27 protein-coding genes are annotated in these 24,409 nt (G+C 51.0%); 24 read left to right on the top strand and 3 right to left on the bottom strand.

The features are described 5' to 3' along the window. The 23 genes from FD37_RS01415 to FD37_RS01315 all read left to right on the top strand — a co-directional run bounded on the left by FD37_RS01415 (position 1) and on the right by FD37_RS01315 (position 21,073). Positions 1-600, top strand: coding sequence for a hypothetical protein (locus tag FD37_RS01415; protein WP_056962938.1), 600 nt, complete (start codon positions 1-3; stop codon positions 598-600). Between the two features lie 2 nt (positions 601-602). After that, a complete protein-coding gene (locus tag FD37_RS01410; protein ID WP_056962936.1) occupies positions 603-881 on the top strand; it encodes a hypothetical protein in 279 nt (92 codons plus the stop codon). A gap of 369 nt (positions 882-1,250) precedes the next feature. Beyond that, entirely contained in the window at positions 1,251-1,736 is a 486-nt protein-coding gene (locus tag FD37_RS01405; RefSeq protein WP_056962934.1) for a phage neck terminator protein, read from the top strand. A gap of 3 nt (positions 1,737-1,739) precedes the next feature. Beyond that, the gene (locus FD37_RS01400) at positions 1,740-2,861 is read left to right on the top strand and encodes a hypothetical protein (protein WP_056962932.1); all 1,122 of its coding nucleotides are present in this window, start codon (positions 1,740-1,742) and stop codon (positions 2,859-2,861) included. A 13-nt stretch (positions 2,862-2,874) separates the two neighbouring features. After that, positions 2,875-3,351 (top strand): hypothetical protein, encoded by a 477-nt coding sequence (locus FD37_RS01395; RefSeq protein WP_056962930.1) that lies wholly within the window; start codon positions 2,875-2,877, stop codon positions 3,349-3,351. An 85-nt stretch (positions 3,352-3,436) separates the two neighbouring features. After that, positions 3,437-4,060 carry a hypothetical protein gene (locus FD37_RS01390; RefSeq protein ID WP_056962928.1) on the top strand — a complete coding sequence of 208 codons (624 nt, stop codon included), beginning with the start codon at positions 3,437-3,439 and terminating at the stop codon, positions 4,058-4,060. Continuing rightward, positions 4,044-4,325, top strand: a complete 282-nt coding sequence (locus FD37_RS01385; protein WP_056962925.1) for a hypothetical protein — start codon at positions 4,044-4,046, stop codon at positions 4,323-4,325. Before FD37_RS01390 ends, FD37_RS01385 begins: the two co-directional genes overlap by 17 nt. A gap of 19 nt (positions 4,326-4,344) precedes the next feature. After that, positions 4,345-9,312 carry a phage tail tip lysozyme gene (locus FD37_RS13085; protein ID WP_056962923.1) on the top strand — a complete coding sequence of 1,656 codons (4,968 nt, stop codon included), beginning with the start codon at positions 4,345-4,347 and terminating at the stop codon, positions 9,310-9,312. Then, positions 9,309-10,619 carry a LysM peptidoglycan-binding domain-containing protein gene (locus FD37_RS01375; protein WP_056962921.1) on the top strand — a complete coding sequence of 437 codons (1,311 nt, stop codon included), beginning with the start codon at positions 9,309-9,311 and terminating at the stop codon, positions 10,617-10,619. The genes FD37_RS13085 and FD37_RS01375 overlap by 4 nt, the downstream gene beginning before the upstream one ends. An 11-nt stretch (positions 10,620-10,630) precedes the next feature. Continuing rightward, positions 10,631-10,981 carry a phage baseplate plug family protein gene (locus FD37_RS01370; protein WP_056962919.1) on the top strand — a complete coding sequence of 117 codons (351 nt, stop codon included), beginning with the start codon at positions 10,631-10,633 and terminating at the stop codon, positions 10,979-10,981. Then, entirely contained in the window at positions 10,971-11,915 is a 945-nt protein-coding gene (locus FD37_RS01365) for a hypothetical protein (RefSeq protein WP_056962917.1), read from the top strand. Before FD37_RS01370 ends, FD37_RS01365 begins: the two co-directional genes overlap by 11 nt. Position 11,916: 1 nt before the next feature. Further along, a complete protein-coding gene (locus FD37_RS01360) occupies positions 11,917-12,294 on the top strand; it encodes a hypothetical protein (RefSeq protein ID WP_056962914.1) in 378 nt (125 codons plus the stop codon). After that, on the top strand, positions 12,291-12,677 hold the full coding sequence (locus FD37_RS01355) for a hypothetical protein (protein WP_056962912.1): 387 nt from the start codon (positions 12,291-12,293) through the stop codon (positions 12,675-12,677). The genes FD37_RS01360 and FD37_RS01355 overlap by 4 nt, the downstream gene beginning before the upstream one ends. Then, positions 12,664-13,899 (top strand): baseplate J/gp47 family protein, encoded by a 1,236-nt coding sequence (locus tag FD37_RS01350; protein ID WP_056962909.1) that lies wholly within the window; start codon positions 12,664-12,666, stop codon positions 13,897-13,899. Before FD37_RS01355 ends, FD37_RS01350 begins: the two co-directional genes overlap by 14 nt. Next, on the top strand, positions 13,892-14,611 hold the full coding sequence (locus FD37_RS01345; RefSeq protein ID WP_056962908.1) for a hypothetical protein: 720 nt from the start codon (positions 13,892-13,894) through the stop codon (positions 14,609-14,611). Before FD37_RS01350 ends, FD37_RS01345 begins: the two co-directional genes overlap by 8 nt. Before the next feature lie 2 nt (positions 14,612-14,613). Beyond that, positions 14,614-17,244, top strand: a complete 2,631-nt coding sequence (locus FD37_RS13080) for a hypothetical protein (protein ID WP_056962906.1) — start codon at positions 14,614-14,616, stop codon at positions 17,242-17,244. A gap of 316 nt (positions 17,245-17,560) precedes the next feature. Next, the gene (locus FD37_RS01335) at positions 17,561-18,604 is read left to right on the top strand and encodes an RNA-directed DNA polymerase (protein ID WP_056962904.1); all 1,044 of its coding nucleotides are present in this window, start codon (positions 17,561-17,563) and stop codon (positions 18,602-18,604) included. Continuing rightward, positions 18,579-19,025, top strand: coding sequence for a hypothetical protein (locus tag FD37_RS13075; protein ID WP_225436324.1), 447 nt, complete (start codon positions 18,579-18,581; stop codon positions 19,023-19,025). Before FD37_RS01335 ends, FD37_RS13075 begins: the two co-directional genes overlap by 26 nt. Positions 19,026-19,037: 12 nt before the next feature. Continuing rightward, positions 19,038-19,169, top strand: a complete 132-nt coding sequence (locus FD37_RS13190) for a hypothetical protein (RefSeq protein WP_263862270.1) — start codon at positions 19,038-19,040, stop codon at positions 19,167-19,169. 14 nt (positions 19,170-19,183) lie between these two features. Next, a complete protein-coding gene (locus tag FD37_RS12990) occupies positions 19,184-19,354 on the top strand; it encodes a CD1375 family protein (protein ID WP_170206967.1) in 171 nt (56 codons plus the stop codon). Between the two features lie 57 nt (positions 19,355-19,411). Then, the gene (locus FD37_RS01325) at positions 19,412-19,759 is read left to right on the top strand and encodes a hypothetical protein (protein WP_147007758.1); all 348 of its coding nucleotides are present in this window, start codon (positions 19,412-19,414) and stop codon (positions 19,757-19,759) included. Next, the gene (locus tag FD37_RS01320) at positions 19,756-20,271 is read left to right on the top strand and encodes a hypothetical protein (RefSeq protein ID WP_056962900.1); all 516 of its coding nucleotides are present in this window, start codon (positions 19,756-19,758) and stop codon (positions 20,269-20,271) included. Before FD37_RS01325 ends, FD37_RS01320 begins: the two co-directional genes overlap by 4 nt. After that, positions 20,264-21,073, top strand: coding sequence for a GH25 family lysozyme (locus FD37_RS01315; protein WP_056962899.1), 810 nt, complete (start codon positions 20,264-20,266; stop codon positions 21,071-21,073). Before FD37_RS01320 ends, FD37_RS01315 begins: the two co-directional genes overlap by 8 nt. Positions 21,074-21,838: 765 nt before the next feature. Here FD37_RS01315 and FD37_RS01310 read toward each other — a convergent pair. Beyond that, complete coding sequence (locus FD37_RS01310) at positions 21,839-22,429, bottom strand: hypothetical protein (protein ID WP_056962897.1); 591 nt, start codon at positions 22,427-22,429, stop codon at positions 21,839-21,841. 206 nt (positions 22,430-22,635) lie between these two features. Next, the gene (locus tag FD37_RS01305; RefSeq protein WP_045808048.1) at positions 22,636-22,959 is read right to left on the bottom strand and encodes a heavy metal-binding domain-containing protein; all 324 of its coding nucleotides are present in this window, start codon (positions 22,957-22,959) and stop codon (positions 22,636-22,638) included. A gap of 456 nt (positions 22,960-23,415) precedes the next feature. Here FD37_RS01305 and FD37_RS01300 point away from each other — a divergent pair, with 456 nt between their 5' ends. After that, positions 23,416-23,943: a hypothetical protein gene (locus FD37_RS01300; protein WP_056962895.1), complete on the top strand. Its 528-nt coding sequence runs from the start codon at positions 23,416-23,418 to the stop codon at positions 23,941-23,943. Positions 23,944-23,980: 37 nt separating this feature from the next. Here the strand turns inward: FD37_RS01300 and FD37_RS01295 are convergent, their stop codons facing one another. Continuing rightward, the gene (locus FD37_RS01295) at positions 23,981-24,322 is read right to left on the bottom strand and encodes a hypothetical protein (protein ID WP_045808050.1); all 342 of its coding nucleotides are present in this window, start codon (positions 24,320-24,322) and stop codon (positions 23,981-23,983) included. Positions 24,323-24,409 lie beyond the last annotated feature (87 nt).

The following is a 24,409-nucleotide window of genomic DNA, read 5'->3' as shown; positions in this document are numbered from 1 at the left end:
ATGACTGACATCAATCGAATCCCTGACTGGATTGCGGCCGGGAAGTCCCTCAACGAACTCAATCTACTTGTGGGTGTCCCACTGGACGACAGCTTTCTCCAAATGGTCGCCCGGGTCAACGAGCACGGCATGGTGATTCGTGCCAAGAAATCATTCTTGACCATTCCCACGGCCGCAGCCAAGGGGCGGAAACCAAGTGAGATACCCGGCCTGTTTCGTCCCAAGGGCGCCCACAATCACGTCCTAGCGGTCGCTGACAAGTCGGCCCCCTACGGCATGGTCATTATGTTCGTACTCAAAGAGAGTGTCCGAATACCGCCACGGCGGTTTTTGGGCATTGCCTACGGACGTAATCATGTCGAGTGGAGCCACCTCATGGCCGAAGGTGCGCTCAAGGTCATGGACGGAAAGCTGTCCAGCGAGGCCTTGAGAAACCAGCTCGGTCGCCGTATTTCGAACGATATTAAGAAGACGATTCGTGACCTGCACACGCCACACAATGCGTCACTCACCGTTGACCGCAAAGGCTTCGATGATCCGCTACAGGACACAGGAAAATTAATCGGGTCCATCACTTGGACCCACGAAAGGAAGTTTTAAATTTGGCAGCACAATTAGCAATTTACAAGAAGGGCGAAACTGACCCCACTGTTGTTGGTGACCCAACCGGCGTCGCAATCACCGGCTTAGAAGCAGGCACTGTGGTGGCCACCGGCGACTATCAAGTGGCCACTCAAGACTCCGAATCCAAGGAGAACACCTCTAGCAAGGTGGACGTTCCTGGGTGGACCGTTTTGAAGGCTACTGAACCTGCACCGACTAACGTTCAATCTACGCCAACCGAAGACGGTGCGAACGTGAGCGCTGACACGGGCAAGTAATGCCTAATTTTCAAAAGCAAAACACGTTTCACTTCATGTTCGACCGGATGAAGGAGCCACTGACCATCCAGCCTTACCTTGGCAAGTCTGATGACCCATTGGGCCTTGGCGACCAGGAGTATGGCACGCCGGTCAAGGTCGTGGAGCCTATCACGACCACTTCGAACCCCGCAATCACCTATCAGCAGGGTTCTGGTGGTGAGATGGAGGTCAGCATCCTTGTTTGGTCCTCACGCACCGCGGGGTATCGCAAGGGAACGCTAGTCACTCGGGATAACACGGGTGAAACGTACACGGTCACTAGTTCGGCACCACTGACTCACAGCCGACTGACCTACTACACGCTTCAACGAAATGGGGGCGACGAGAATGAACCGAATGGTGATGGAAGCACTGGTGGCAGTGCTGACAAAGTATCCAATGAAGCCGGGGGAGAAGATCCCTTGGGTCTATGAAAAGGTAGCTGATGAAAAACGTCAGTTGCCTTTTTTTAGTTGGCACATTTCAGTGCCACATCAACGGATTCTTTGGAAGCAAGTCAATGGTGAATTCTACACGAAGACTATTCAGGTCAAGATTCACGCCGCCGACCCTTTAGAGGCCAATGACCGAATCGAGTGGATGCAAAATATCTTGAACTCGATGCAACCGCAACTTGACCTGGCCCAGAAGGGTATCTCAGTCATCTCAGTCAGTGACCCCGAGCCACTTGATGAGGACTGGACCATTTCAATTGAGAACCAAGTCGGAACCAATGTCCGGCTCATGGTCAACAGCAATTATCACGACAACACGCAATCCGGTGAGATTGCGGCTGTCGAACCAAATTACACGATAAAAAAGGAGGAATCATAGCAAATGGCAATCACAAAGATTATCAAGCAACCTTCTGACGTGATCGTAAACACGATCATCAAGAATCCTAGCTTGGGAGCTGATTCTGCTCCAATTGCACTGCTGATCCACGGCACTGACACGACCGAATCCAGTCAACTCTGCTATGACCCGGACCAAATGGCCGACTTCGGCTTTGACGAAAACACCGAAGAATATGCATTGGTCCAAGCCATGTTTGACGTTGACGGCTTCCAAGGCCCAGTCCAACTGGGGGTTGTGCCAAATGCTCCGGTTGTCAGCTTAGATGACCAAATCGTTACCCCAACCAAGGATGGTGCAACGATTTCCGCAATGGTGCCGGGCGTTCAAAAGTGGCTTGAAGACCACATCTACGACGGGGCCAAGTGGTTTATCCCTGTCGGCCTGACGGATGACGAAATCAAGGCCGCTGCCGAGGTGCTCTACAGCAACCAACGTGGCTTCCTGGTCCACACCGTCGACAACATGGACGACCTGCGGAACTGGCATGACTACGCAGTAGCCAACCAGAACACCAAGGACCACTTAGGACACTTCCGGGTCGTCATCGAAAAGAACCACGAGAACAAGGTGGCGGCTCAAGCCTGTGCCTTCGCTTCTCTGAACATCTTGATTGACTGGATGCGAATCGGTGGCAAGGACCTGACCCAATTCACGCCGGACGATTGGATTCAATCCGAACGGGACGAAATCGACGCACTCAACGGTCTGACCGTTGTCGATAAGGCTGGTGACAACATGCTGAGCGGCTCCCAAGAACTCAACGGAGACTACATCGACAACTCCTTCAACGCTCAGTACAACACGGATTACCTGCAGTTCAAGGCACAGAAGTGGCTGAACGGCAAGAAGTTCGCTGAGTTCACTGACGACAACATCAATGAACTGCTGACCACCATTGATTCGGCTGCCGAGGACCTCTTCAAGATTGGGACTATCGGGACGACGGTCGACGGGAAGATTGACTTCAACGCGACCGCCAAGACCCGGGCACAGGTCAGCCAGTTCGAGATCATGGAACGGAAGTACAAGTCCATCAGCATCGAACAGGGGCTGCCTAACCCATTCGAGAAGGTCTACATCAAGAACGCCATCACCCTGTAAGGAGGTGAATTAGATGGCTGTACAACGCATTAATCTTGACGATGGCACGTACTTCGTCATGAAGGATTCTCGCTTCATCCACATCTATCTGATCGTCGATTCTGTGGCCAAGGAAGAAAACGGGTTCCAGTCCGGTGAAGCCGTCAACTGGTCCAAGACCGATAACGATGCAGAAGTCGCCTCTGACTTCAAGGGGTTGCCACTCGGTTTGATAAACCACTCCAAGCTGGGACAATTCGTCTTCCACTTGAACGACGGGGCGCCCGCTCACGACGACATCTACGCCTGCTATTACCGGCAAATGAACCACAGCTCCGACGTTATCCCAACGTTCGGGGTCAAGGTTCAAAACGATAACAACGGCGAAGTTGTTAAGTCCAGTGTCTGCATCATCCAGAAGGTTTCTGACGGGTCTGTCTCCAACGGGATTACAAGCCGGGATTGGACCATTCTGGCCGTTCAGTACGACGATTCCTTCGGGAACGTGTAAACGCCTAGCACAATAGAAGAACTCACACAGCAGGCTCTCAGGGCCTGCTTTTTACATACCCATTTTGAAAGGATGGAGATTAATTATGGCTGATATGGCAAAACCAAAAACTGATTTGAGCAACTTCGGAGCTTCTGATGAACACAAGGTGATCAAGTACGGCCCATTCGGCGACAACGGCGAACCAAGTAAGAGCAAAAAGGTCACCTTCCGTGACCCTGGCTATGGCCGTGCACTCAAGATTCGGGCTCTCCGCAACATCGGCAACAACGAGCAAGATATTGGTGAATTGGCTGCCCAAATCAACCAATACGTCATCGTAAATCCACGCTATTCCTTTGATGACCTGGACAAGGCCGTTAGTGATGAGGACAAGACCAAGGAAGTTGAACTGGAAGGCAAGCACGGCAAGAAGCCACACGTTCTGATCAAGTTCCCTGGCTACCGGGCTGCTATCAACTACTCGAACGACATCCGCGGGGTCAACGGGGCCGACGAGACCCTGGACACGCTGCAGAGCTTGAGTAAGGAAGTCTTCCGCCAAGTCGACGATCCTAAGAAACCAATTGACATGAAGTTCTGGACCGACAACGGCGGTGGTATCGAGGCACTGGCCAAGGCCCTGGTTTACTTCAATGAGGTCATGGACCGTGATGGGTACAGTGCCGTTTTTGGCGAAGCCTACACGTTTCTTGGAGAATGCCTGTAATACCGTCGACAGCCGCTACTTTAGCGGCGAAGGTGAGTTCAACAACAAGCTCCGAGATGTGGACGTCGACAAGCTCTACCAGGATTACGTCCCGGTCATGGCCGGTGTCGCCAAGTCAGTCGAAGAGGTCCGAACGTGGCCCCTCGACAAGTACATCGTCATGACGGGTCTGGCTAACCGAATCTTGGATGATAAGGATCAGCGCCGGAGCAAAGCGGTGACTGACGGAATCATTAATTCAGAGGGACGAGCCCCTCAACAGTAAGCCTTAGGAGGTGTGGCAATTGGCATCAGAGTTAAGACGCGAAGACGTTGGAATTGGCTTCAACATCGAGTGGCAGAAGCTTGAGAAGCTGGACAACTCGATCACTCGGGTCATCGACAAGATTCACGATGTCGGGAGTGCCTTCGGGCCGGCAAATAACGACTTGAAGACGTTCGGCCGCACCTTCACCGACGTGATGGATAAGGCCGTTGGGTCCAACGACAAGGTGGCCGCGTCGAACCGCGAGGTCAGCAAGTCAATTCAGGAAAGCTCTCGGGTCACCACGAATCTGCGAGACAAGTACGCCAACTTGAATCAAGTGGTCGGCGAGTATGGCACCAAGCAGCCGGCCTACTTTCGCAAGGTTGGCACGTCAATCAACCAAGTTGGCGACCAGGTCACTGGTCTGAGTAAGAAGCTCCGTGAAATGCCGAAGGACATGGCCACCAAGGTCAGCTTTGACACGAACGGGGTCAATGCCGGTGATGTGACGCGGCAGTTCGACAAGGTCGACCGGTCGATGGACAAGACGGCCAAGAAGAGCCGCCGGTTGCACGACATCATCATGGGGACGTTCGTCGGGACAGCAATCTCTAATGGGGTCGCCGCCTTAACGAACGGATTGCATGAGGCCGCTCAAGCCGGCATGGAGTACAACAAGGAACAAGACACGATGAAGACCGTGTGGACATCTCTGACGACCGAGGCACCCAAGGATGGGAAGAACCTGGTCAAATACATCAACTCTATGTCTCAGCATTCCATTTATGCCGCTGACACTTTGAATGAGATGGCTCAGTCCTTCTACCACGTTCATTCAAACGAAAAGGAAACCAAGAATTGGACCAATGACTTTATCGCTTTAGGTTCCACGCTGCACATGTCTAATGACGCACTAGCCGAATCTGGTGAGCAATTTGCAAAGATTGTTGCTGGTGGTAAGGCGTCATCCGAAGATATGGCGGTCATGATCAACCGATTCCCAATGTTCGGTGAAGCCTTGCAGAAGGCGACGGGCAAGTCAATGAAACAGTTGTATGCCATGTCCGCAGCTGGGAAGCTATCGGCTAAACAATTTACTGATACGCTGACCTATCTTGGTAAAAAGTATGAGGGTGGGACTAAAGAAGCCATGACGTCCTTCATGGGGATGTCCATGTACCTCAAGTCCCGTTTCAGTACGTTGGCCGGTGATGTTATGAAGACCAGCTTTAATATGGACAAGCAGACCGCTAAGTCCATGCAAGACTTGCTCAAAGACGACATGATGAAAAAGTATGCCAAAGGCATGTCCTCAGCACTGGGTGTCGTTACTGGTGCGGCGGTAGATGGAATCAATTACCTAGATAAGCATAAAGATACTATCTTGGATGTTATGAAAAATATTGGTGATATTGGCGGAATATTCGGCAAAGCAGTTTGGACTGATAGCATTGACATTCTCACTGATATCGGCGATGCATTTGGTCTAGTCGATAAAAATGGTAAAGCAGCGAAAGACCCATTGGACCAACTTGATAATTTATTGAAAGGTATTGATCAACATAAAGGAGCAATTAAGCTGGCCGCTAAAGCTATGGTCGGCTTTTTTGCTGTCAAAAAAGCTACCCAGTTCCTGAAAATGCTCAAAGAAATCAACACGCAGCTAAAACTCACAACGGCTTTAGATGCAGCTGACTCTTATCAAGGTATTTTGTTTGGCGGCGGAAAAGGTAAGCGTGCCGGCGGTGGCAAAAGCAGCAGTAAAGTTGCCACGAAAATTGAAGAAGCAATTGAGTCCGGTGGTACTGCTGGTGGTCGTCACTTTGCTAAAGAAGCAAAAAAGGGTGGTACTGCTGCAGGTAAGACCGGTGGTCGCGGATTTGCCACAAAGATTAAAAACGGAGCCAAGGTTGCTGGCCGTACTGGTGGCGGGCTCTTTTCTGATGCGATTCACAACATCGCTTGGATGACCATCGCAAGCAAATTTGCAACTGATGGTTCTCAGGTATTTCTGGATGGAATCTCAACCAAGAAGGGTGCCAAAGCCGCTTGGAAACTTGGCGGTGACACCGTTGGCGGCGCGATCGGCTTCTATCTGGGGGGGCCAGCTGGTGCTGCCGTTGGAACGTATATTGGCGGTGCAATCGCTGATCAGCTGAGTAAATGGGCCGATTGGTACCAGAAGAATGGTACAGCATCACCTGCGGGTGATAAGAGCGATCATCAACGCAAGTACAACAGCAAACACACAGCTGCTTTGACTAACAGCCTAAGTACTAATGCGACTGGTGGCCCGATTGGTACTGTGAATACTAAGAGTACCTATCCGAGTGAGAGCCATGGAATCCTTAACCCTTCTGGAATCACTTCCAAGAAGAAAAAGAAAAAGTCGATTGTTACAAAACCGATAACTGGTTTCGCTTCAGGCGGTCCAACCATCAAACCAGGTATGGCTATGGTGGCCGAGGCCGGGACTGAAATTGGGTACGATGCTCGCTCTGGTAAGTATCAGATTTTCGACCACGGACCGCAGCTGGTGCACCTCACGGCTGGTATGCACATCATGAATCATCGTGACAGCCTGAAAGCTATGCGTGGTGGCCTCGGACGAGGCCGGATTCTACCGGGCTATGCCAAGGGGACTGGGTCTATTGGCGCTGCTTCTGTAGCTACGACAGTCAAGGTAAAAGGCGTCAATGACGCTACCATGAAGAATACCGAATACAAGACTAAGCGTTCTGCTGACAAGATTGGGTCTGATATCACTAAGGGGTACGCCAAGGGAACTAAGGGTGCTCACAGCAAGCTGACTGGCTTCAATAAGCAGTCTGACCGTCTGTGGAAGACTAACCAGTCTGAAACCAACAAGCGAACGGACGAAATCCGTAAGGGAATCGTTTCGGACTTTGACGCCGGCCAGAAGGGTGCCGACAAGCAGCTGACGCAGTTGAAGAACCATGGTCTCAAGACCATGGACAAGCTACAAGACGGCATGGCCAAGGCTGACCAAGCGATTGTCTCGGACTTTGGCAGCATTTTTGGCAAGCTTCCCAGTCTGGCCAAGTCGGCCATGAAGGGCGCAATCACGAACCTCAACGGCGGATTCTCAGGCATCGACTCGGCACTCGCCCAATTCGGCGGGAACAAGTCCGTTTTGAAGCCAATCCACTACGCAACCGGGTCAAATGGACCGATTGACAGCGATCAACTGGCAGTCCTCAATGATGCGCAAACCGGCCCCCGTCAGGAACTTGTCGGACGCGGCGACCGGCTGCTCAAACCGATTGGTTACAATGGCGTCTTCCACTTGAAGAAGGGCGACAACGTCTTCAATGGCTCACAAGTTGAACGTGCTCGGCCTTATCTGCCACACTTCAAAAAGGGGACCGGGGCCAGTGACAGCAAGCTCCGCTCCCTGGCGTCTAAGAACTCCGGCGACCCATCCGGGGCGTTCAAGTCTGAGTTCACAGACAACGTCAAGGCTAACGGTTCAACCCTGCAAAAGGGGCTGACCAACACAGCAAACGCTGGTGCCAAGACGGTGGGCGTCCCATGGGAGAACGCGATGTGGGGCTACATCGAGAGCCTGATCAATGCTGGCGACGGTAGTGCGGCCGGTGGCAACTGGCGGCATGACCCTGGAATGCCAAAGACTAACGGATTCGGGGCGGCACGTTCGTTTGGGTCTCATGATGGTGTCGACTTCTCAAGCCACTTAGGTGCGCCGATTCTCGCTGTTCATGGTGGGAAGGTCACCCGGACTGGAAATCCAGTTTGGGCTCCAGGAGCACTTGGCAAGGTCATCACGGTCAAGTCCGATGACGGGTACCAGGAAATCTACCAAGAATTTGGGACGATGAAGAACATCCTGGTCCACGTCGGGGACATCATCAAGACTGGGCAAAAGATTGCCACACTGGGACCGCTTAACGGCTCTGGATCTGGCCCCCACGTTCACATTGGGGTCAGCCATGGTTCTCTGTGGGACCACGGTGGTTCCTCCACTAAGGGATGGTTCGATGTCACTAAGATGAGTGGTAGTGACAATGGCTCATCTAAGCTCAAGTCTAAGAGCAAGGCACCCAAGGTCAGCAAGGCCATGACCGCACTGGTCAAGTCCCAACTGGGACCAAGCGCAGCCAAATGGATCAAGAAGAACCTGCAGGATTCGATTGGTGATGCAGACGTCGGTTCACTCGGCGGCAGTGTTGCCAGTCGGGCCCGCACGCTTGCGAAGGCTATCAAGAGCATGTACGGTGCGGCTACTAATGCCGGTATCGCCGCTGTTCTGGGAAACTGGGAGTTCGAATCCGGTTTGAACCCTGGTGCGATTAACCCCGGTGGCGGTGCCTCTGGTTTGGGGCAATGGTTGGGCGGCCGGAAGACCGCTTTGATCAATTACTCCAAGCGTCACGGCAAGAACTGGAAGAGTGCAGAAGCCCAATTGGAGTTCGCTCTCAAGGGCGATGGCTCCGACAGTTCTGTCTTGAAGAGCGTTCTCCGTGGTAATGGTTCTGTGGCTTCCCTGGCTTCCAAGTTCTCAACTCAATGGGAACGTGGGGGCTATACCGCGCAACACGTCGCAGGGGCCCGCAAGGTCGAGGCCGCGTTGCATGACAACGGCGGTTGGTCGCAACCCGGGAAGGTCAACATCTTCGGTGAGAAATCGCGCGAAGTGGCCATCAACCCAAACAAGCCAAACGCTGACAGCTTAATCAAGGACGCAATTCAAGCCCGTGCCGGTGTCGACAGCTCGGGCTTTTCTGCTGCGGTCTCCAATGCTGTTTCCGGACGTGCACGGGCGCCGCGGCCTGCCGCAAGGGTAGCTGGCAGTAGTCGGCCAATCAACATCAAAATGACCAATCGTTTCGAGATCAAAGGCGGCAACGCTGATGAAGTCTCGAAGCAGGTCAGCAACGACATGCAGAAGGTCGGCCAGCAACTGGTCGACATGCTTCGGCGCGGGACCGGTACTGACCAAGGTGAAGGAGGCTTCGTGATTTGACGATTAAGATCAAGAACAAGGTCAAGTTCAGTCCGACCGCCACCAAGCCGGTATCCAAGCAGGTCATGGCCACAGTCAGCCGGTACATCAAGGCCGGCGGGAAGGTCGTGTCCCCGACGCTGTTCTTGGATGACGTGCCGGCCTTGATGACTGACGCGCAGCTCTCAAAACGGCTGAAAAGTGCCAAGTCGGCTGTGAGCACCGATGCCTCGGGGATTGCCAAGGAAAACGCAATCGTCAAGAAGCAGCAGGGCATCATGGACAATACCGATGACTATCTCAACAAAACTAACGGCTATAAAACGAAGAAGGGTGCTTATGACTCAATCACAAAACAGATCTCCGACGCGGAGACCAAGCTAAAGAAGACAAAAAAGGCTGCAGACAAAAAGAAACTGCAGACCATCATTGACAAAATGAAGAAGGCCCAAAAGGCCGCCTTCACGGATTTGAAGAAGCTGACTAGCTCGAAGGGGTACCAAGAGCAGCTCAAGAAGCAATCGACTGCCCGCCGTACCGCCAACAAGGCCAAGAACAAAATCTCCAGTCTCAAGACCAAGAAGCTGACCGATAAGGCCAAGCTGAAGGCCTTGAAGAAGGAGTACAACGCCCGTAAGGCCGAGGCCCGGCACAAACTACAGGTCGCGAACAAGGCCAAAATTGACGACAAAATCGCCAAACGAAAAGAACTGCCGCTCATGGGGCAAACCGCGCTTTACCGTGCGGACCTCATGAAGTCGACAGTTTTCTTTTTAGGTGAAGTTCAACCGACTGAAACAGACGCCAACGAGACGACCTCAATCGGGGTCGACAAGTCGGACCCTCGCGCTGGTAAGTCGACCCGGACGACCAAAGAGCTGTCCGGGACATACTGGCTACAAGGGAAGAACTACGCGGCCGTTTCTAAGCAGTTTGCGGCCTTGCAGAAGCTTCAACGTCTTGACACGGAGTTCGTCATCCGTGGGTTCTCACACTGGAACCACGTCAAGATGGCCTCCATCTCGAAGACGGTCTCTGGCGTGCCGAAGGACACTGGGCTTGAGCTAAGCATCACCTTTGACTACGTGAAGCAAGCAAATATTTTGTACGAGAAGAAAAAGAAGAAGACCAAGTCCAAGGGTGCTGTCAAGTCCAGCAAGAAGAACGGGACCGACAAGGGCAAGTACAAAAGTCATACGGTCAAGTCTGGTGACACCTACTGGGATTTGGCGAAGAAGTACCACACGACGGTGGCCGAGCTGACTAAGCTCAATGGCTCCCGCTTCAAGACGATGTTCCCTGGCAAGAAACTCAAGATTCCCAAGTAGGAGGTGATCCCGTGAAACGTGACACGATTGAATTTGACCTGAATAACCTGCCAGACTGCCGCGAGATCGATCTGGAGAACGGAACCTTTGACTTGACTTTGCAGAAGAACGACACGAGTGGGGTCCTGTCCATTGACTTGGAGTCGGTGGACAATCCCGACCATAAGATCATGGGCGAGCCGCTGACCTACGGCGTCCCACTCTGGTACTGGTGCCATGAGAATTGGCTTCCTCCAGAGCGTCTGGTCCCATTGGATGAATCTGGCCAGTCATCGACCTGCAGTATCGCCAATCTACAAGATTCAGTATTTTTGGCGGATGACGACAGTGTCTACGAGGATGGTGACGGCGATGAGTCTTAAAATCACCAACCCAAACAAGAAGACCTGGTACGGCGCCAAAATCGAACTAGATCTCTTCACGAAATCCGGGACCTATCGGTTTACCAATTTCCACCCTAAGGGGTACGGGGTCCAAATCACTGGCGAGATAAACGGCGGTGACGGTGGGTCTCCGGCGACCAATACCATCAGCATTTACAACTTGAGCAAGGCTCACGAGAACCTGTTCAAGGACAAGCTGCACGTTGTGGTGAAGGCCGGCGGGTATGACCTTTTCGGCATCGTTGGGGCCGGGAACATCACCAAGGTGGCCCCAGTGGCCCGTGACGGTGAAGACCGGTTTATCTCGATCACGTTCGTTGCTGGTAAAGATTACTCGAAGACGAAGAACATCTACAGCGCCTACTCAGGGACGACCCAGGTCAAGCACTCCTACAAGACGTCGAAGGGCCAGACCATCACTTGGACCACTTCGAAGAAGAAGAACATCAACATTCGGTTCAAGAAGGGCGTCAAGGCCAAGACCATCATCGAGCGCATCTCTCGCGAGGCAGATATCCCAGTAGCCGTGCTGCACCTCAAGAAGAACAAGGTGTACAAGCACGGCTACACGCTTTCTAAGCGTCCGTTGGCCGAGATGAAGGCCATCGCTAAGGATTGCGACAGTCGCCTGTGGTACCGCATGGATGATGTGATCATCGATTACGAAGAGAAGCCTAAGACGTGGGACACCCACTTGTATCTCACGCTCAAGGACGGGCTAGTCAACATGCCGACTATCAGCGATGAGAGTGGCAAGAAGACCGCCTGGACGGTAGTCACCTACCTCAACCCGATGGTGGCCAATGGGTCAGTCTTCTACGTCGCTGAGAATATCAAGTCCCTGGTGCGGGTCAAAAACTACACGCATTCACTGGACGACATGCAAACAACTTGTGAAGTGGAGGCGGTATAGCATGAGCAAAGATAAAAATGATCCATTAGATTTTTTGGTAAAAGAGCTGATGCCCTACTTCCAGGCAGGCGTGCATGCTCATTTGAAGTGCCAAGTCGTCAGCCTGAGCTGGGGCCACCCGATGTACGCGGATGTGCAGCCGCTGGTCAAGCAGTCTGACGGTTCTACGCGGGCCGTTATCGGTGACTGCTTGGTACTGGCCTCCGCGGCTGAGTATCTCAAGGACGGTAAGCCAGTGAAGCTCAAGCGAGGGGACATCGTGGAAGTGTCCTTTGATGATCGCGACCAGGACAACTTCGTTGGGGCAGGCTTGTACAGCATTGCCAGCCGGCGCATGCACAGCATCAACGACGGAACGGTTGTGGGGGTGATTCGATGAGAATGGATTTAGCCGTTGATGAAGACGGCAACTTGAAGATTGACCCCGACACAGGGGACTTCGTCATGATGGACGACACAGACTTGGCCGAGAGCACACGGATAGCTCTGGGGACCAACCGGGGCGAGCTTCGGTGGAACCCTGGCTTTGGCCTGGACCACCTCAGCCTTGAATCCGAACTTGATGACGAAACGGCCGTTGAGTCGGAGATGAACGACTACCTGGAGTCCCAATTCGATAACTTCGTCAGTCTGACAGTCGACAGTATCGACCGAGATGGGCGAACGGCCACCATCAAAACTGAGGTCACGTACCTCGACGATGATGGCAACGAGCAAGTGGCAAACGGAGAAACGGAGGTGAATGACAATGCCGGTTTCTAGTAGCGGAGGCTATGATCTACAAGAGTTTGACGACCACCGTGACCTGGTGAACCAGAGTGCTCTGACCTGGATGGGGCCGAACACGCCAACTGGTGACGCCAGCCATACGGGACAGCTTTTCGGCCTGATGGCTGAACTGCTCCACAAGATGGACGAGGTGGGCCAAATCGACTACAATGCCGCGTCCGTCTTACGGGGCCGCAACGATGATCTCGACATCATCGGGACCGACGAAAACATTCCCCGCAAGCCAGCAACGTCGGCCACCGTATACCTGCAAATCGACGCGGACCCGAACACGGAGATCCCCGAGGGAACGCAGTACAGCACGGCCACGGGTGTCGTCTTCAATGTGCTTGATGAAGCGATGGTACCTGGTGTGGCCATCGTCAAGGATGATACGGGGCAAGACGTCCCGCTCACCGATGATGATGGCAACGAGCTGGGCCGGGTTTCAGTCCAAGCTCAGGCCGACCTTCCGGGCTCTGCTGGAAACGTTGGGTCCGGAACGGTCACCGATGAAGGTGGCTCAGACGGCACTGAGGGCATCGCCGGGGTTGCACAGGTCACTAACCTAGAACCGTCAACCGGTGGTGCTGAGGCTGAATCAGAAGTCGATTATCGGCGCCGTGTCTTCGAGTACAAGCTGGCTAAGTCCGACTCAACTCAAGATGGCATCGAAGCCCAAGTTGAGACGGTCGAAGGAGTGGTCCAGTGTAAGGTCGATTTCAATGACACGCTGGAGACTGACGAGCGGGGGAACCCCGCGAAAACGACCCACGCTTATGTGATTGGTGGGGCCGACCAAGATGTGGCCGAAGTGCTGGCGACGTCTGTCGGACTTCCCGGGCACACCTACGGCGAAGTATCGCGGACCATCACGAACCACGCCGGACAAAAACGAATCATCAACTTTTCACGAGCAAAGACGCAGACCGTCTACATCCAGGTCAATCTCAAAACCAACGATAGCTTCGACACTGACAACGGGCCCACGAACATCAAGAACAAGATCATCGAGTATGATCGTACGCTCAAGATGGGGGACACGCTGCAGTACTCGAAGCTTTTTGAGTACATTTGGCAAGTTGTTGGCATCGCCAGCATGGAGCTCACGCTGGGAACCGACAAAGCCAAGATGGCACTGGGAAACGTCGAAGTCGACGACTACTCACTAGCCTACGTGACGGCCGATGATATCGAGGTGATTCTGAATGATTGAGGTGGATTGGCAACAATACTGGGCCGACCTGGACCTGGACGATGACGTCTGGCGGGCCCGAATCTTGGACACCTTGCCGGCCATGCAAAGCCAGGACGAAGGGGGCACCAACCAAGCTGTCTTAAACGTGATTGCGGACCGATTCATCGCCATGCTGGATAACTTCAAGCAAATCTACGAACTGCGTCTGCTGGACAATCAGGAGGGCAAAACGCTCGAAGATACTGCAGCCGACTGGGGCGTCCATCGGATCGACGATGATGATGACTTCTTGCGGTTTGAGGTGCGGCTGGCTTGGATGCTTAACCGAATCGGTGTCACTGAAAATGACATGATCGACCTGATTGCTTTCATCTTGCAATGTGATCCAACGGAGTTCGACGTCATCACCGATCCGGAACAGCTTGGCGGTGACCCGGAAGCCTTTAAGCTGGTCAACGTTCCCAATAAATACGCTAAGTCGCCAAGGAAAACGGCACTTTTGGTGAAGTCGCTACGGGGCGCAGTGATGCCAGAAGTGCGCCTGGATAGTGTGGAATTTCAAGCTGTCGCTACCCAGACACTATACGTGGCCACAGCCACTAAAAAGGAGCGTTCTCATTTTGCTGTTATGGATAGCATGAGAGACCGCGCACACACTACGGATGATAATACGACCGTGGCCACAGTCACTCAGCGACAGCGGCTTCACCAAGTCTATAAGGAGGGATAAAAGTGCAATTTGATACTACCTATTTGACCGAAGCTGGTCGATCACTGGCAACGGGAACGCTTGGGGGCTTGGATAAAATCCAGTTCACCCGAGCAGTGGCCTCAAGCCATGATTACTCAGCTACTCCGGTCAACGATTTAAAAAAGCTCACGTCACTTGAAGATGTGCAGCAGACAGTCAACTACTCACGAATCATTAAGAAGGATGACACTACCTTGACTATGCGGGTGGACTTTCCGTCTAAAGATGTGACGACGGCATACAGTCTCTATACAGTCGGGTTTTATGCACGACCAGAAAACGGGGATGAAATTCTGTATGGAGTATTACCAAGTTATTTACCGGACTGCATCGCTGCATATGACGGTAAGTCCAACTTAAATGATTCATTCCAGACTGATACAACGGTTAGTGATGCCGATAATGTTTTGATTACTGTCAGTCAGGCTGGTTCGCTTAATGAAGCCGACCTTGATGCAATCTTTGCATCAAAACACATCGCAACTATTGATGATATCAAGGCTAACATTCCTGCCACCGTTATCGACGGTAGCAAGCCAGCGGACTTCAAGGAGTCCGTTACGCTTGAAAAGGGTGCGGTGGACGGTGCTGGCAATGCCATCGCGACCACCAAGGATTTAGCTGATGGCGACGTGGAAACACTCAAGTCGGCCAAGGAATACGCGGATACGCAATTAAGCGGTAAAGCTGATGATAGTACGGTCGTACACACGGCGGATATGCGTAAACCAGCTAGCGATGTTGCTGGAATTGAAGAGGTTAACGCCAAGCAAGATAAAATTGGTTACACACCTGCTGACGATAACAAGGTTGCCCACCTATCTGGCACAAACAATTTTGATACCGTCCCAATGGTCAAAAATAATCCGTTATTACTAGCAAGCAGTTTACCGCCTGACCTAGCACGAACGGGACAAGATGCCAATTTTACAGGAAAACTACAAAAGTCTGGAATTGACGTGGCAACTACAGATGATCTGACAATTGTGTATGCGGGTGTGCCGAGTTTATCATTCGATAATAACGGTAACTACACGATTACGGCTTCCAAGAATGCTGATATTGCGCATATTACCGATTATACCCTGTACTATCGAGTTAAAGGCAACGGAGACTTTACCAAGATAGCTCTAACATCGGATAAACTGACCGGCACGATTGACTTATCAAAAGTAACCATGGCTACCAACTTTGAGTCGTACGCCACGGCGACTAATGTGTTTGGCGAAAGCGACCCCAGTTCAACGGTTCAATGGAACTATGACCCGGAAAAGGCTAGTTCAACGCCACCAAGTTTGGCAATCGCTGATGATGGCACCTATACGATTACTGCGCCAACGACCACGCCAACGCCGATTGTCAAATACTTCTTGTACTACAACGTGGACGGCCAAAGCGATGCTACCAAGCTCGATGTGGGCACCGAGCTGACCGGTAGCCTGAAAGAGCTAATTACCAAGCCGAATAAGACGACGACCTACGATGTGCAGGCAACGGCCATGAATGCCAACGCCGAGAGTGGTGTTTCAAATTCCGTTCAGTTCACCTATGTACCAATTGATGACAGTATTTATGGGGCTTCGTGGGATCGTAAGAGTAGTCCAACGCTGACCCGGACGGACGCGGCAGTTGGCCTCAAAGCCGGTATCAATGGTGCTCAGAACGATTTTGATAATGTGGGACCATGGAAAGGCATGCACCGAGTGACCGATAGCATGGGGAATGTCTTCGTGCGGATTCCCAAATTCTATATCCGGAAAACTCAAACCGGATCACCTAATAACGGGACAGCTACCTGGCAAGTCTCACTGGTATCCCATGGTGATGATTGGTATCTGCCCAAAGGCTTTTGGGATTTTACTAATTCTAAAGAGCTGGATTACATCGACATCGGCGCTTATGATGCCACTGGCTCAAGTAGTAAGCCGACTTCCGTTGCTGGTCAAGCACCACTAGTCAACTTGTCTATTGTTGATTTTAGAAGTGCAGCCAAAGCTAATGGCACTGGCTATCAGATTTGGGATATCCATGCGTGGGATATGTTGCAAGTGCTGTTTATCATCGAGTTTGCTACCCTGAATTCGCAAAGCATTATGGAAGGTGTCGATAACAGTTCAAGCGCTGTCAAATCTGGAGCCGCTGACAGTCATAAAGGATCATCTGGAACGGCTGGAAGTGGTTCAAACGTCATGTCTTATCGAGGCATTGAGAATCTCTATGGCAATATTTGGCAATTCTGTGATGGCGTTAACTTCAAAGATAATCAACCGTGGGTTTGTGAAGATGCCACAAAGTACCAAAGCGATTTATTTGCTACCCCATATGTAAAAACTAGCTACGCAGCAATATCAGGCGGCTCAAATAAGTACATTAAAGCTCTGGGATTTGACAGTGTCCACCCTTACGCGCAATTTTCTACTGATGATAGTGGTTCGGATTCAACCTACTATGCTGATTACGATTATCCGGGATCAGGCAACACAATCCTTGAAACTAGTGGCTACTGGGGCGTTGGCGCTGGCGGTGGTCTGTTCAACTCGTCCCGGGGCATTTCGTCTGCTGTCGCGAACGCTGGCGTTGGTTGCCGCCTCCTTAAAAAGGCTTTGCCGTAGAGGTCTGGGGGAGTCTTCCCCCAGCAATTCATTCTTAGGGATTTTGGGTGCGGTGGCAACTGGAGCAATGGCGCTAACGATGGTCTGTTCAACTCGAACCGGGACAATTCGTCTACTAACGCGAACGCTAACGATGGTTGCCGCCTCCATATTAATCGAATTAATGATGAGTAAATGTAAAAATGCACCTAATCTTCCGTGGCTCTTGCCAAAAATTCATCGATACAAAGCAGGAGGTAGTAGCAATGTCGAAACTTCTTGAGATTAATAAGCATTTAAAATTTAAAAACGAACGTCATAGACGAGAAGGTGAAATGTGAAAAGATACGGACACTTGTTTGAAAAGGTGGTTGATCCTGAAAATATTAAGTTGGCAATCTTACAGGCATCAAAGGGTAAAAGAAATCATCGGAACGTTAAACGAGTTCTAAATGATATTGATGTCTATGTAATGCGAATTCAGACTATGCTATTGAGCTATGAATATCAGCCAAGCCATGTTGCCGAAAAAAGTATCATGGAGCGTGGAAAGCACCGGATTATTACCTCTTCACCGTTCTTCCCTGACCAGATTATTCACTGGGCGTTAATGCTGGTTCTACAACCGGTTTTTCTGAAAAGTATGTATGAATATAACATGGCAACCATTCCCAGTCGGGGAACTGGTCAAGGGCGTAGAGTGCTTGTTAAGTGGTTAAAGAGTGACCCCAAGCACACTAAGTATTGTTTAAAAATGGATGTACACCATTTTTACCCATCAATTGATCATGGGATTTTAAAACAAAAGCTGAAGCATCGCTTCAAAGATGAGCGAGTTTTAAAACTTCTCTTTGACATTATTGACTGTTATTCAAGCGGATTGCCATTAGGGCTTTATACTTCCCAATGGTTAGCAAATTTCTATTTAGAATCCCTTGACCACAAAATTAAAAATGACTGGGGTGCCACGTATTATATGCGCTATATGGACGATTTGGTGATTCTGGGTCCGAATAAGCGTAAACTTCATAAATTGGAACTTAAGATCACTGGTTTTCTGGCAAATGAGAAATTGCAGACTAAAGGTAATTGGCAAGTTTTTCATATCCGCGATCGCCCCATTGACTTTTTGGGATTTCGCTTTTATCGAAGCCACTTAACCTTACGATCAAGCATTGCCCTTAGAATTCGGAGGCGGCTGAAACGCATTAAACAGCACACGTTTATCACCACCGCTGATGCTAGGGTGGTCATCAGCTATTGGGGGTGGCTAAAACACTCTAATAGTTTTAACTTTTATCAAAAATACGTTAAACCAAACTGTTCAATTAAAACAGCAAAGAAGGTAATAAAAAATGCTAATAAGCGCAGAAGTTCCTAATCCAATTCCGGCCGGTTATGCCGTCTATCAACTGGATGCTGTCCAGTATGGTGCTGATTCATTCGCTGGTTGGAAGATGGTCAAGCAGAAAACCGTGCCGGCGGTTGATGATAAAGGGCAACCGATTAAAGGGCCGGACGGCAAGCCACAAATGTTGTGTGTGGATGATCCAGACGCCGAAGTAACTTATGACCCGCACACCCAGGTGCTTAAACAGGTTGACCAGCAGGGTGAGCAAATTGAGTCATTGCAAACTGAAAATAAAAGCCTTAAGTCAGCCAATGAGTTAACGCAGCAAGGGCTGATGGAAGCCGTCGATTACTTGTCTTCAAAACTAACACCGGCTAGTACCACGACCGACACCGGCTCAGCTGCAACAAGTACAGCAGCCCCAGCAAGTTCGGCAGCGAGTGAATCCTAGGAGGTGATGGCAATGGAATATTCTGCATTGGCACAGATTTACGCGCAAGCAATTATTGATGGCACACGGACTATTGAAGCCGTACCAGTCCCGTTTTGGTCTGATACCCAAACCGTTTTGGCGCAGTTACAATCAAACAAATAAGGAGATAATAAACTATGTTAAACTTTAAATTTTCAGCTTTAGCCGCTATCTATGCCGCCAACGTTTTGGACGGTGGTCGTACTATTGAAGAAGTCCCAGCCTACTTGCAGGACGATGTGAAGAAAGTCCTAGGCTCCGCAAAAAACTCTACCAGCACCGATTCATCCTCTACGCCTGTGGCTTAGGATTGATGATTGGTGCTTTTTTGATGGGATTTTTTGTTGGTAAGGGGTGAAGAAATTGTGCGATTAAATTATTTATTCATGATGACAATCGCTGCTATTCAAGTGCATACGCCGCCGCATTGGATTCTTGGATATCGTTGGACTGAGATGGCTGCCATTGTCACGATCATTATTGCAGTGGCTGGTGCGGTTTCGTGGATTGTCAAAGTGACAATCGTCAATCCTACGAACTTGGCCAATCAAGCGTTGAAGCAATCCATCGACCAACTATCTAGCAAGGTCGATGGGATTGGTAGCAACGCTGATCGAGTTCACGAAGAGCACGACCGGCGGCTGGATAACCACGAGACACGTATCACGGTCAACGAACAAGAAATCAATGACCTTAAGGAGAAGATGAAATGAGTAAATTCAAATTGAGTTTCAGTAAGCATTCAGCGGTCGATATTTTATCGGCCGTTTTAATTTTGGCCATTGTTGTCCTCGGGTTTTTCAATTATTTTGGGTTGAACATTACCTCGGAACAAGTTGAAGACCTGATCAAGTCGGTTGGCCTGATTCTCGGATTTTTCGGGTTGATTCTGAACACCAACTCGGACACTTATACAGCCAGCAAGCTGAACGTGTCGTCAGAGAGCGTGTCCGAAGCCTTGAAATTGGGCCAAGAACTCGCTAGTGTCGCGGTTCCGGAGCTCGCTGTTAACTCAGGTCTGACCAAGCGTGAACGCAAAAATGCGGGGATTTCCCAAGTTTCGAGCAAGCTAAACCAGTTGGGGCACCATCTCGACCTCGATACCATCGCCGGACTGGTCGAACGGGCCTACCAACTCTATAAGGCATCCGGGGGAACCAGCGTAGACACGACTATCACCCCGATGCCGGCCGATGAAGACGAAGGGGGTGGCGAAGATGAGTAAAATCGTCATTGATGTGTCCGGGTACCAGTCTAGCGCTTTGAGTTTCTTCAAGACGAAAAAGTCCCAGGGCGCCATATCGGCCATCGTCAAGCTGACCGAGGGGACGTCCTATCTTAATCCCCGCGCGGGTGCCCAGATTGCCAACGCCTATAAAGTGTTTGGTTCCGTGGGGGCCTACCATTTCTTCCATGGCCGTGGCGCAGCGGAAGCGGCTTATTTTCTCGCGTGGGTAAAAAAGTTCGGTCTCGATAAGTCCACCGTTCTCGCTATCGATGTGGAAGCGGGCGATTTACCGTGGACGACTACCACGCAAGTCAATGTGTTTCTTAAGTACCTGATCGCGCACGGTTACAAGAATGTGGTCACGTATGGTTCGGGGAGCTGGTTCACGTCCGGTCGAATCAATCGGTCCCAACTGGTGGATAAGCACATCTGGGTTGCTGCGTATGGCGTCAGCCAACCCGGTGTGGCCAACGCCAATGCTTGGCAGTTCTCCAGCACTTGGCACGGCATCGACGCCAGCTACGATTTTGATGGCACCTTGTCGGGGACCAAGACGAAAGCCAAGAAGGCTTCCTACTGGTCTGACGATGGTCTCTTTGAGGTCACAGCCAAGCAAGTCAACGTCTATGGTACGCTGAAATTTGAGGCCGCGCATAAGCGTCGGGCGCTCTACACCAAGGGGTCCCGTGTCTACGGTAAAGCGGTCAAGTACGGTAGCGTCTACCGGGTAGAGGTCAGCAAGGACAACTACATCACGGCCAACAAAGCCATGGTCAAATTAATCCGCAAAACAGAATAGAAGAAAATTGAGCCACTCATCTCCTAATCGAGGTGGGTGGCTTTTTTGTGTAATTTCTTGACTCAGTATATACTTTTGTATATACTTACTTGTTGAACATTGTCCTCAAGAATTCTTGGATTCTGTACTTGAAATTATCTCCGAAACATACTAAAAGCCAGCCGCTAAATTAATAGCAACTGGCTTACCCGAAGACTATGTGTATTGGTACTCGCTAAAACCAGTATACATAGTCTTTTTTGTTTTGTATACAGGTACGCAGAGAATGTTTTCTATTATTTTAAACTGTTCGTGTTTTACTTTGATTCGAGAACGGTCGTTCGATTGGCGGCTATTCATGAACCACGTATGAAACAGAGGAAATTGCCATCGCGCATTTGCAGGAGAGGGCCAAAAAGGCGCTTGACCGAAAGATTGAGATGGAATCTCGTCTATCAGAATAGTGCACTATAATAGAAGAAAAGTTGATGACCTAATGGGGTTATCTGGAATCCGGATCAGATGGTATAAATTGGTATAAAGAAATATTTTTAGAAAAAAATCACCCAAAAAACGCCCATCCATAAATGGAATGCCTTTATACCAAGGATAGAAAGCTCTATCCAGTCCCCACCTCCGGTATCATAAGGTTCATCTCGTATGCAAAGGGTTAAACGTTGATTATCAGCGTTTGGCTCTTTTTTTGTGCGCAGGGGGACGGCACACAAAAAGCACCTCGGGTAGGGACCCGGAGGTGCTTAGCTGGCAATGATGACGGACGCACGGTTACATGACACCGCTGTACTTCCAACCGCCCTTAACGTGCTTGTAGAAGACGCTCCGGTTGCCAGACTTGTCGGTCATCCAGATCTTGATCTGCTTGGCCTTGGTGCCGTGAGGCAGGACCGCCTTTCCGGAGAACGGAGTTGTTTCCGAGGTGACCGTCTGATTATCGAGCTTCGTGACGTTGTAAGGTTGCACGGTACTGTAATGGGTCCAGTACTCCTCGGAGGCGTGCAGTTGCTTATAGAGAACGTCGTAGACGTGGACGCCCGCACTATTCTTACCATTCTTCTTGACCTTTAAGGGAATGAGACCGTTTTTGATCTTGAAGGCCACGTGGGAGCCTGACCGCCCCGTTGATTGGTCGAAGGTGTAAAAGCTGTAGTTCCGTTCCGGGTCGATGAGGTAGCCGGTCCGGTAGGTCTTACTGGTAAAGCCGGCGTACTTGGCAATCCGGTAGTGCCCCTTGTGGACCGTGGTCGTGGTCTTGGAACTTGTGGTCTTGGCCATCGCCGTAACGGACGTATTCAGGCTCAGAACCAGGCCGCATGAGAGGGTTGCTAAGGCAACCGTCCAGAGTTTTGCTGATTTCATGGTATTCCTCCCGTGATGCGTAAATTAAGCTGTTTCCATAAGTCAATGAAGCAGTTCATGGGTTATTCTATAACGATTTAAGGGGCTTGAACAGGCTTCTAACCGAAATGGTGTGGCTAAATCAGCGGGAGGAGGGGAATCTTAAGAATTAACGGGACGCAAAAACGGGTGGCCACTGGCATGAGTGGTCACCCGTTGACGGAACGCTAGCGATATTTAACGGCGGTACCGTATGCGGCGACTGACTGCATGTCCGTACCGATTGAGCCGGAATCGAACCGCATCATGACGACCGCATCGGCCCCCATGGCCGCTGCGTTGTGCTTCAGCCGGTCAACGGCGATGTTGCGGGACTCGTCGAGCATCTTCGTGTAGTCCTTGATTTCGCCCCCAACGACGTTCTTCAGGGATGCGCCGATATTGCGCAGGACGTTCTTGGATTGCGTGGTCAACCCAAAAACTTCACCGATAACGGTGTATTCTTGACCGGGAATGTGTTCCGTGGTGGTCACTAAGATATCTGTTGCCATTGTGCTGCCTCCTTCATGTCTCTGCCTTAACTATACCGGGCCGCCCCCCGAATGACAAGAAGTGCGTTGAAAGGACACCTAGACCAATATTTGGTATTGCCACTTTAATAATTGGTAAAGCCGTTTACACTGGTCGAGGACCGTGTTTTAGGGAAGAAGTAACCGGTTCAGGGTCCCGTGCTGCCCGTTTTATCAATCGAATAATATTAGGGTGGGATAGACCACTTCACGGGTGGTTCTTAGGAGTTTGCGAGTTAAACAAAATGTGATACTCTGTTTTCCGTAGACAGCTAATCTTATGATGAGATTTTGTAAAGCTAGTCTCTAAAACTACCGAGAGGAAGGCATACCGTGATGGATCAGAAGCAGTCGCAACAGTCAGGCAGTACAGATAGTTCCGTAAAACCGTGCCAAAAATTAACCGACCTAGTCGAATTTCAGGAGGATTTAGCCCCCATGACAGAAAACGAACGACGTTTAATCGATCAATTTTTACTGGTGAGTCGCATCTATGACCGGGTTTTACGTCAGGCCGAAGCCGGCTTGACGGTTTCCCTCGCCAATTACCAGCATAACCGCCAGTTTTATCGTGACCTCACGGATCTGATTCGCTTCCGGCAGGAATTTTTCCGAACCATCGGTGCGTTTCTGAACAAGCCCGTCCCGATGGTGTACCAGTTGACCCTGTATGACCAGATTTCACGGCGCCGTCGTAGCTATACCCTGGACCAGCTGCCCCAGATCAATCCGCGAGACTTGGTCCGGGGGACGGTCGTGGAGACGCTCCGGTACCCCACATTGAAGATGGCGGTGCGCCGGACCTATACCGTGCAGAACCACCACCTGTACTGTGATCAAAATGAATTCCTGATGGTGCACCAGTCGCTGCAGTGGCTGGACGGCCTCATGACCCTCAAGCTGAGTTTAGATGACTATTCCTATTGGTTACGGGCGAACCAGATCAGTATCTTAGCGTATACCTAAAAAACGATCCTCCCAGTTAGTCAACGGGACGATCGTTTCAATGAGTCGTAGATTGGGTGAGCAGGGCAGCCAAGCGCTGACCAATGGCAGTGATGCGGCCCCGCTGGAGGTCCGTTGCGGGAACCGTCAACACGTTGGGGTGTTTTCCGGGCGTACGACTGGCGTTCCAGATGCGGTCTTCGATGATGTAGATGTTCTGGGGCCGCAGGGTCTGGTTCCAATGGTGTTCAGCGGTGACTTGATGTGGGGCCAGGTGCAAGGTACTGGCCAGTTGGTGACAGAAATGATCGATCAGCGCCGCGTCAACGATGGCGTTGCCGGTCAGGGTAGGTTGGTACTTACCGCTACGAATATCGCCGACCACTTTGATTTCGGGCATTGCGGTTCCTCCATACTGTTATGATGCCTCATTTTAGCATAATTGGGGGACCCGCCGACCGAAACGCCCGGAGCTTAGCGAAAGTTT

Source organism: Levilactobacillus spicheri DSM 15429, assembly GCF_001435095.1.
In the GTDB taxonomy this organism is placed as follows: domain Bacteria; phylum Bacillota; class Bacilli; order Lactobacillales; family Lactobacillaceae; genus Levilactobacillus; species Levilactobacillus spicheri.
Note: the sequence above shows the minus strand (reverse complement) of the source record. Positions and strands in the feature narration are given on the sequence as shown.